The sequence below is a fragment of the Mycobacterium sp. UM_CSW genome, from assembly GCF_000455205.1.
Lineage (GTDB): Bacteria > Actinomycetota > Actinomycetes > Mycobacteriales > Mycobacteriaceae > Mycobacterium.
Genome location: NZ_AUWQ01000117.1, coordinates 1 through 7,748 on the forward strand (window position 1 = coordinate 1; position 7,748 = coordinate 7,748).

At 70.3% G+C, this 7,748-nt stretch carries 8 protein-coding genes; 3 read left to right on the forward strand and 5 right to left on the reverse strand.

Going from position 1 to position 7,748, the window contains the following annotated elements; translation table 11 throughout:
* Together N415_RS27680 and N415_RS27685 are read right to left on the reverse strand one after the other, a co-directional pair.
* Window positions 1–1,193, reverse strand: a 1,193-nt coding sequence (locus N415_RS27680; RefSeq protein ID WP_068188660.1) for an MFS transporter, incomplete at its 3' end; no start/stop codon positions are given.
* Between the two features lie 120 nt (window positions 1,194–1,313).
* Window positions 1,314–1,604, reverse strand: coding sequence for a metal-sensitive transcriptional regulator (locus N415_RS27685; RefSeq protein WP_068188663.1), 291 nt, complete (start codon window positions 1,602–1,604; stop codon window positions 1,314–1,316).
* Window positions 1,605–1,679: 75 nt separating this feature from the next.
* On the opposite strand from N415_RS27685, the gene ilvD reads away from it, so the two are divergent.
* Window positions 1,680–3,383: a dihydroxy-acid dehydratase gene (gene ilvD / locus N415_RS27690; RefSeq protein ID WP_068188666.1), complete on the forward strand. Its 1,704-nt coding sequence runs from the start codon at window positions 1,680–1,682 to the stop codon at window positions 3,381–3,383.
* Window positions 3,384–3,432: 49 nt separating this feature from the next.
* On the opposite strand, the gene N415_RS27695 is transcribed toward ilvD, so the two are convergent.
* A complete protein-coding gene (locus N415_RS27695) occupies window positions 3,433–3,873 on the reverse strand; it encodes an SPW repeat protein (protein WP_068188671.1) in 441 nt (146 codons plus the stop codon).
* A 115-nt stretch (window positions 3,874–3,988) separates the two neighbouring features.
* Here N415_RS27695 and N415_RS27700 point away from each other — a divergent pair, with 115 nt between their 5' ends.
* Complete coding sequence (locus N415_RS27700) at window positions 3,989–4,972, forward strand: nitronate monooxygenase (RefSeq protein ID WP_068188674.1); 984 nt, start codon at window positions 3,989–3,991, stop codon at window positions 4,970–4,972.
* 4 nt (window positions 4,973–4,976) lie between these two features.
* Here the strand turns inward: N415_RS27700 and N415_RS27705 are convergent, their stop codons facing one another.
* Window positions 4,977–5,636 (reverse strand): O-methyltransferase, encoded by a 660-nt coding sequence (locus tag N415_RS27705; RefSeq protein ID WP_068188676.1) that lies wholly within the window; start codon window positions 5,634–5,636, stop codon window positions 4,977–4,979.
* An 88-nt stretch (window positions 5,637–5,724) separates the two neighbouring features.
* On the opposite strand from N415_RS27705, the gene N415_RS31120 reads away from it, so the two are divergent.
* A complete protein-coding gene (locus N415_RS31120) occupies window positions 5,725–5,871 on the forward strand; it encodes a metallothionein (protein WP_081665563.1) in 147 nt (48 codons plus the stop codon).
* A 31-nt stretch (window positions 5,872–5,902) separates the two neighbouring features.
* Here the strand turns inward: N415_RS31120 and N415_RS27710 are convergent.
* Window positions 5,903–7,748 (reverse strand): beta-glucosidase (locus N415_RS27710; RefSeq protein ID WP_068188679.1); only part of this gene is annotated, 1,846 nt, incomplete at its 5' end.

Consider the following 7,748-nt stretch of genomic DNA (forward strand, 5'->3'; position numbering starts at 1 on the left):
GCCATGCCCGCCAGCGCGGCGCCCATCAGGCCCGCGGATGCGGTCAGCATCAGCGCGACGCTGCGCTCGTACAACAGTCCGCCGGCCAGCGAGCCGGCCATGATGCCCACCTGAAACGCCGTCACGTACAGGCCCGAGGCCCCGTCGGGGTCGTCGGCCCCGTTGCGCATCGCGGCGGACTGCAGCATCGGCGAGACAGCGGTGGCCATTGCGCCCCACAACACGATGGCCGCAATCCCGATCAGAGCGACCGAATAGGGGGCGACGCCGCGTCCGCCGCCGAACGCGAGCGCGGTCAGCACCACGAACGCGGCGGTCAACCCCGCCATGCAGATCAACACGGCGCCCCTGGGCCGGCGGTCCAGGGGGCGCGCCACCATCCCCACGGCGACAACCCCGGCGGCGCCGTAGGCGGCCAGCACCCAGGCGAGGTTCGGTCCGCGCACGCCGACGACCTCGCGGATGATCACCACGATGTAGGTGTACGACACGAAATGGCCGGTGACGCCGACCATGGTGATGAGGCTGACGACGATCAGGGCGCGATTGCGGTGGTGCCGGGCTCGCGGGCCGACGCACTTGAGCTGGTCGGCGGACAGCACCAGCTCGGGCAGCAACAGCCAGGCCGCGACGGTAACGACGGCCGCGGCGACGGTGACGCAGACCGCGGCCAGCCGCCACCCCCACATCAGGCTCAGGGCGGCGGTGAGCGGGCTGCCGATCACCAGCGCCAGGCTGGTGCCGATGTAGATGGACATGGTGGCGCGTCCCGCGTGGCTCGGCGGCACCAGCCGAGTGGCGATCGGGGCGATGATCGACCACAGCAGCCCGTGGGTGAGCGCGCACAGCACCCGCCCCACAGCCAGCACGGCGAAGTTCGGCGCCAGCGCCGAGATGAGTTGCGAGACGGTCAGGCAGACCAGGCTGACGACCAACGCCCGACGGCGCGGCCAGTGCGCCGTCCAGCGCACCAGCGGAAACGTCGACAGCGCCGCGACCAGCGCGTACCAGGTCAGCAGGGTTCCGACCAACACGACGCTGACTTGCAGGTTGCGCGCGATCGCCGAGAGCGCGCCCACCGGCAGGATTTCGGCCGTGACGTAGGTGAAGGCCGCGGCCGCCAGCACCGCCAGCTGCGCCGCGACCCGTGGCGTCCACGTTCGCGCGGCAGTGGTGGCGGCTTCGACAGTCATAGGATCGGGTACGCAATCGGCCGGGCAAGGCTGGTTGGCGAAATCACGCTGCACCTACCGTACGCACCGCAACAATAGGTTCCCCGCAGTTAGCGGTTCAACACGCCTACCGAGAAGTGATCAGGAACGGACCAGGCGCGCGATGGCGGCCGAGGCCTCGGCCAGCTTGTCGTCCGCCTCGTCCCCGCCGTCGGCCACGGCCCGGGTCACGCAGTGGTTCAGGTGCTCGTCGAGCAGATTCAGCGCCACCGAGCGCAGGGCGCTGTTGACCGCGCTGATCTGGGTGAGGACGTCGATGCAGTACTTGTCTTCCTCGATCATCCGCGCGATGCCGCGCACCTGGCCCTCGATGCGTCGCAGCCGCTTGGCGTAGTTGTCCTTCTGCTGCGAGTATCCGTGCTCGGTCGTCATACGCCCATGGTACTTGGTACCCCGACGGGGTATGCCCGCAAATATCGGCTTGGCCGCGCCACGCATACTTACACGATGTCCGTTAACAAGGCCCCTGACATCAAGCCCCGTAGTCGTGACGTCACCGACGGCCTGGAGAAGGCCGCCGCCCGCGGCATGCTCCGCGCCGTAGGCATGGGGGACGAGGACTTCGCCAAGCCGCAGATCGGGGTCGCGTCGTCGTGGAACGAGATCACGCCGTGCAACCTGTCGCTGGACCGGCTCGCCAAGGCGGTCAAGGAGGGGGTGTTCTCGGCCGGCGGGTACCCGCTCGAGTTCGGCACCATCTCGGTTTCCGACGGCATCTCGATGGGGCACGAGGGGATGCATTTCTCGCTGGTGTCCCGCGAGGTGATCGCCGACAGCGTCGAGACCGTGATGCAGGCCGAGCGCCTTGACGGCTCGGTGCTGCTGGCGGGGTGCGACAAGTCGCTGCCCGGGATGCTGATGGCCGCGGCGCGGCTGGACCTGGCGGCGGTGTTCCTCTACGCCGGCTCGATCCTGCCGGGGGTGGCCAAGCTGTCCGACGGCAGCGAGCGCGAGGTCACGATCATCGACGCGTTCGAGGCGGTGGGCGCCTGCGCCCGCGGCCTGATGCCCCGCGAGGACGTCGACGCCATCGAGCGCGCCATCTGCCCGGGCGAGGGCGCGTGCGGCGGCATGTACACCGCCAACACCATGGCCAGCGCCGCCGAGGCGCTCGGCATGTCGCTGCCGGGCAGCGCGGCCCCGCCGGCGACCGACCGCCGCCGCGACGGGTTCGCGCGGCGCAGCGGCCAGGCCGTCGTGGAGCTGCTGCGGCGCGGCATCACCGCCCGCGACATCCTCACCAAGGAAGCCTTCGACAACGCGATCGCCGTGGTGATGGCGTTCGGCGGGTCGACCAACGCGGTGCTGCACCTGCTGGCCATCGCGCGCGAGGCCGACGTCGAGCTGTCCCTCGACGACTTCAGCCGGATCGGTTCGAAGGTGCCGCACCTGGCCGACGTCAAGCCGTTCGGCCGCCACGTCATGTCCGACGTCGACCACATCGGCGGCGTCCCGGTGGTGATGAAGGCCCTGCTCGACGCGGGCCTGCTGCGCGGCGACTGCCTGACGGTGACCGGCAAGACGGTGGCCGAGAACCTGGCCGCGATCGCCCCGCCCGACCCGGACGGCAAGGTGCTGCGCGCGCTCGCCGACCCGATCCACCCGACCGGGGGGATCACGATCCTGCGCGGATCGCTGGCGCCCGAGGGCGCGGTGGTCAAGACGGCCGGCTTCGACTCCGACGTGTTCGAAGGCACCGCAAGGGTTTTCGACGGCGAACGGGCCGCGCTGGACGCCCTGGAGGACGGGACCATCACCGGGGGCGACGCCGTCGTGATCCGCTACGAGGGCCCCAAGGGTGGACCCGGGATGCGCGAGATGCTCGCCATCACCGGCGCCATCAAGGGCGCCGGGCTCGGCAAGGACGTGCTGCTGCTGACCGACGGGCGGTTCTCCGGCGGCACCACCGGTCTGTGCGTGGGCCACATCGCCCCGGAGGCAGTCGACGGCGGGCCGATCGCGCTGCTGCGCGACGGCGACCGGATCCGGCTGGACGTGGCCGGCCGCACCCTCGACGTGTTGACCGACCCGGCCGAATTCGAAGCGCGGCGAAGGGATTTCACGCCGCCGGAGCCGCGTTACAAGACCGGCGTGCTGGCCAAGTACGTCAAGTTGGTGAGCTCGGCGGCGATCGGCGCGGTCTGCGGCTAGCCGCCATATTGCACCGCGGCTCGCCGCCTATGTTGTTGCACCCCAACGGCTATGCGTGGGTGGCCGCCTCGCGTGTGCGCACGCCGAAGTAGGTGGCGTTCAGGCCCAGGACCGTCAGCAACCCGCCCGCGACGACGTTCGACCAGATCATGCCGGCGGTTGCGGTGAACCCGGGCAGCACCCACGGTGCGACGACGAGCCACGCGCCGAGCACCGGCAGCGTCCACGTCATGCCGTGCGCGCGATCCAGCGCGGTTGCGAAACCGTACGCCAAGAACGCCACCGCGATGCCGACGATCAGGTCGGACGTGGCGAGCGATGCCGTCGCGCTGAATCCCACCATCCACGGTGACGCCGCCACGTACAGGCCCGTCAGCAGGGCCAGACCGAAGGTGACGTGCGCGCTCATCGACTCGGCGAGGCGCTCGTAATTCGCGCGCAGAGCCAACAAATCGGGGTGGTGATCTATTGATGAATGGACCGTACTCATTTTGTGACCTTTCTGTTATGCAGCAAGCCTTTTGAGCTTCGCTGCACCCATCCATCCGCTGTCAAGATTACGCTCGGACGTCACCCAATTCGAGAGACCGCGTAGCGTCGTGGGCATGGACATCGCCGACCGGCTGCGGCTCGACGTGCCGGTGGGGCAGGCCGGAATGGGCGGCGGCATTGCGCAAGCGCCGCTGGCCGCCGCGGTCGCCGACGCCGGCGGCCTGGGCACCCTCGGCATCGCCACCGCCCGCCAGCTACGCGCGTCGATCGATCAGGTGCGCGAGCGGGCGCCCGGGCGCGCGGTGGCGGTAAATCTGTTGATGCCCTTCGTCCATCGCCACCACGTCACGGTCTGCGTCGACGCCCACGTGGACGCCGTCGTGCTGGCGTTCGGCGAAAAGCGCGGGCTCGTCGATCACCTACGCGAGGCGGGAATATTCGTGTTCGTGATGGTCGGCACCGAGGAGCGGGCGCGCGCCGCGATCGCCTGGGGCGCCGACGGTTTGATCGCCCAGGGACGCGAGGCCGGCGGCCACCTCGTCGGCACCATGCCCGCGCTGGACTTCCTGCCCCGGGCCCTGAAGGCGGCCGGGAAGCGACCGGTGTTCTTGGCCGGCGGCATCACAACCGCCGCCGACACGCGCGCCGCGTTGGACGCCGGGGCCAGCGGCGTCATCGCCGGCACGCGGTTCCTGTTGACGCACGAGGCAAATGCGAGTCGCGAGTACCAGCGGCGGGTCATCAACGCGGACAGGACCATTGAGACGGACCTGTTCGGACTGAGCTGGCCGCTGCGTCACCGTGTCGTGCCCAACGCGGCGACCCGGCGCTGGTGCGGCGACGACGGGAAGGCCAAGGCCCTGCCCGCCGCCCTCAACGCGGCGAGCCGCCCGCTGGCGGTGCTGGGTTATTTCGACGCGGGCGCGCTGATGCGGCTGCAGTCGCCGGGTCGCCCGTTCTTCACCCCACTTGCACCGGTGGCCGGGGTGCCCGATTCGTGGCTGGACAGCGCCGCACTGTATGCCGGCGAAACCGCCTTGCGCATAAGCGAACTCACGTCCGCCGCACAGGCAGTCGCCGACCTCGCCCCGCGCTGAGGCACTACCGCACCAACGCGAAGGCGAAACCGTCCCAATGCTTGGCGCCGACCGTCTGGATCACCGCGGTGTCCAGCCGCGGGTGCTCGCCCATCAGCTGCAGCGTCCGCCGCGTCGCCCGCACCCGCTCGTCATCGCAGTCGGGATCGAGGATCTGGCCCTCGCGAACAACGTTGTCCAGCACGAGGACTGAGCCGGGACGAGCCAGCCGCACCGCCCACTCGAGGTATGCGGCGTAGTTCTCCTTGTCGGCGTCGATGAACACCAGGTCGAAGGGGCCGCCGGTCAGTGCCGGCAACGTGTCGAGCGCGGCGCCGACGATGACCTCGACACGGTCGGCCACGCCGGCACGCTGCAGGTTGGCCCGCGCGACCTCGGCGTGCTTGGGCTCGTATTCCAGCGTCACCACCCGTCCCTGCGGTCCTACCCCGCGCGCCAGCCAGATGGTGCTGAAGCCGCCCAGGGTGCCGATCTCGAGGACGCGGCGGGCTTGGGTGGCGCCCGCCAGCAGGGAAAGGAATTTGCCCTGCTGCGCCGACACGGCGATTTGGGGTAACCCGGCCGCGTCGCTGGCCTGTAGCGCCGCGGCGAGGGCCGGCTCGTCGCCGATGAGTGTGTTGTCCAGGAATGCGTCCACGTCTTGCGGGGTCGGGTTTTCCGTCATGCCGCCAACGCTAGGCCGAGGTGTTTACTGCATACCCATAGGGGGTATATAGTGGCGGTGTCCACGACGACAGAGAAGGGTGATCTGAATGGCTGAATACGACGCGGGGACGTTGCTGAGCTGTGGCCACGAGGGCTGCGGATGTCGCGTTCGCATCGAGGTTCCCTGCCACTGCTCCGGCGCGGGTGAGCCGTACCGCTGCACCTGCGGCGACGAGCTGAGGCCGGTCGAGTAGCCCACCCGGCCGGTCGCGCGGATCCGCGTGATCAGCGCCCGAACGCGCGACCGGCCAGCTCGACCCGTGCCTCCAGCCGGAGGGCGGCGGCCGACGCGCCGACGGCCACCGCGTGACCGCCGGGTTCGATGCGCCAGGTTTGCGCGGCGCCGTCGTAATAGGCGAGCAGCCGCGGATCGGCCTCGATCGTCACCCGGCGGGTTGCGCCGGCCTCGAGCTCCAGGCGCTGAAATCCCAGCAGCCGCAGGCATCGTCCGCCGGGGGCCGCGGTCAAATACAGCTGCGGGACGTCGGCCCCGGCCCGGTCGCCGACGTTGGCGACGGTGAAGCTCGCCGTGACGCTCTCGCCGCCGGTCACCGCCAGGTCCCGGTAGTCAAAGCTGGTGTAGGACAGGCCATGACCGAACGCGAACATCGGTGCCAGGCCGTTCTTGGCGAACCAGCGGTAGCCGACGTCAGCCCCTTCGAAGTAGTCGATGGTCGTCGGCGTCCCCCACGGTGCGTCCGGCTCGGGCAGCTCCGGGCGCGGCGTCTGGCCCAGGTCCACCGGGAAGGTGATCGGCAGCCGGCCCGACGGATTAACCCGCCCGGCAAGGATTTCCGCGATCGCCCGGCCGCCGGCCTGGCCCGGATACCACGCCTGCACGACGGCGTTCACCGAATCCCGCCACGGCATGGCCACCGGGTTTCCGGTTTCCAGCACCACGACGGTGTTCGGGTTGGCGGCTGCCACCGCGGCGATCACCGCGTCCTGGCCCCACGGCAGCGTGAGGTCCGCGCCGTCGAAGCCCTCCCCTTCGGCGCGGACCGCGAAGACGATAGCGATGTCGGCGCGCCGCGCTGCCCGCACCGCCTCGGCCGGGCTGGCGCCGGGATCGAAATCGATCTGCGCGCCGGGAAGTTGGCTGCGCAGTTCGGCGAGCGGGCTCGACGGCAGCAGGTACAGGTTGCGCAACCCTGCCTCGAGGCCCAGGCCACCGAGCGGGATGACCCCGGCGTAGCCGCCGGGTGGGACGACCGCGCTCGAACCGTAGCCCGCGGCGACGCCCAGCTGCGCGTACCCGCCGATGACGGCGATGCGCGCCGCGGACTCGGGCGCGATGGGCAGGACGCCGCGGTTGGCCAACAGCACGATACCCCGACGCGCGATCTGCAATGCAATGTCGTTGTGCGCGTTCATATCCGGTTCGGGCGCGGCCTCGGCCCGGTCGATGCCGACCGCGAACATCGACCGCAGGATTCGCCGGACCATGTCGGACAGGCGCTCGGAGGGCAGCGCCCCGGCGGCGTGGGCGGCCCGCAGCGGCTCGCCGAACGCCTCGGATTGCCACAGCAGCGCGTCGATTTGCGCGCCGCACTCCTGGTCGAGGCCGGCCGGCGCGCATTTCCAACTGGGCGTCCCACCCCAGTCGGACATGACCCAACCGCGGTATCCCCAGGCACCTTTCAGTACCCCGTTGATCAGGGCGTCGTTGGCCGCGGCGTAGTCGCCGTTGACCTTGTTGTAGGCCGCCATCACCGCGCCGGGCGATGAGCGCTCGATGGCGATCTCGAAGGCCAGCAGGTCGGATTCGCGGTGCGCGCCGGGATCGATGACCGCGTTCAGCCAGTGCCGGTTGGTCTCGTTGCAGTTCAGCGAGAAGTGCTTGACCGTCGAGATGACGCCCTGCTCCTGGATGCCGTTGACCGACTCGGCGGCGATCAACCCGGTCAAAAGCGGGTCCTCGGAAAGGTATTCGAAGTTGCGGCCGTTGCGCGGGTCACGGGTCAGGTTCATCGCGCCGGCGAGCTGCACGTTGAACCCGCGGCTGCGTGCCTCGCGGCCGATCACCTCGCCGGCGGCGCGGGCCAGCGCGGGGTCGAAGCCGGCGGCCAGG

What these genes read in the sequence shown, in the direction of transcription:
- N415_RS27685 (WP_068188663.1), bottom strand. Translation starts at nt 1,604, where the DNA reads ATGACGACCGAGCACGGATACTCGCAGCAGAAGGACAACTACGCCAAG.
- ilvD (WP_068188666.1), top strand. Translation starts at nt 1,680, where the DNA reads ATGTCCGTTAACAAGGCCCCTGACATCAAGCCCCGTAGTCGTGACGTC.
- N415_RS27695 (WP_068188671.1), bottom strand. Translation starts at nt 3,873, where the DNA reads ATGAGTACGGTCCATTCATCAATAGATCACCACCCCGATTTGTTGGCT.
- N415_RS27700 (WP_068188674.1), top strand. Translation starts at nt 3,989, where the DNA reads ATGGACATCGCCGACCGGCTGCGGCTCGACGTGCCGGTGGGGCAGGCC.
- N415_RS27705 (WP_068188676.1), bottom strand. Translation starts at nt 5,636, where the DNA reads ATGACGGAAAACCCGACCCCGCAAGACGTGGACGCATTCCTGGACAAC.
- N415_RS31120 (WP_081665563.1), top strand. Translation starts at nt 5,725, where the DNA reads ATGGCTGAATACGACGCGGGGACGTTGCTGAGCTGTGGCCACGAGGGC.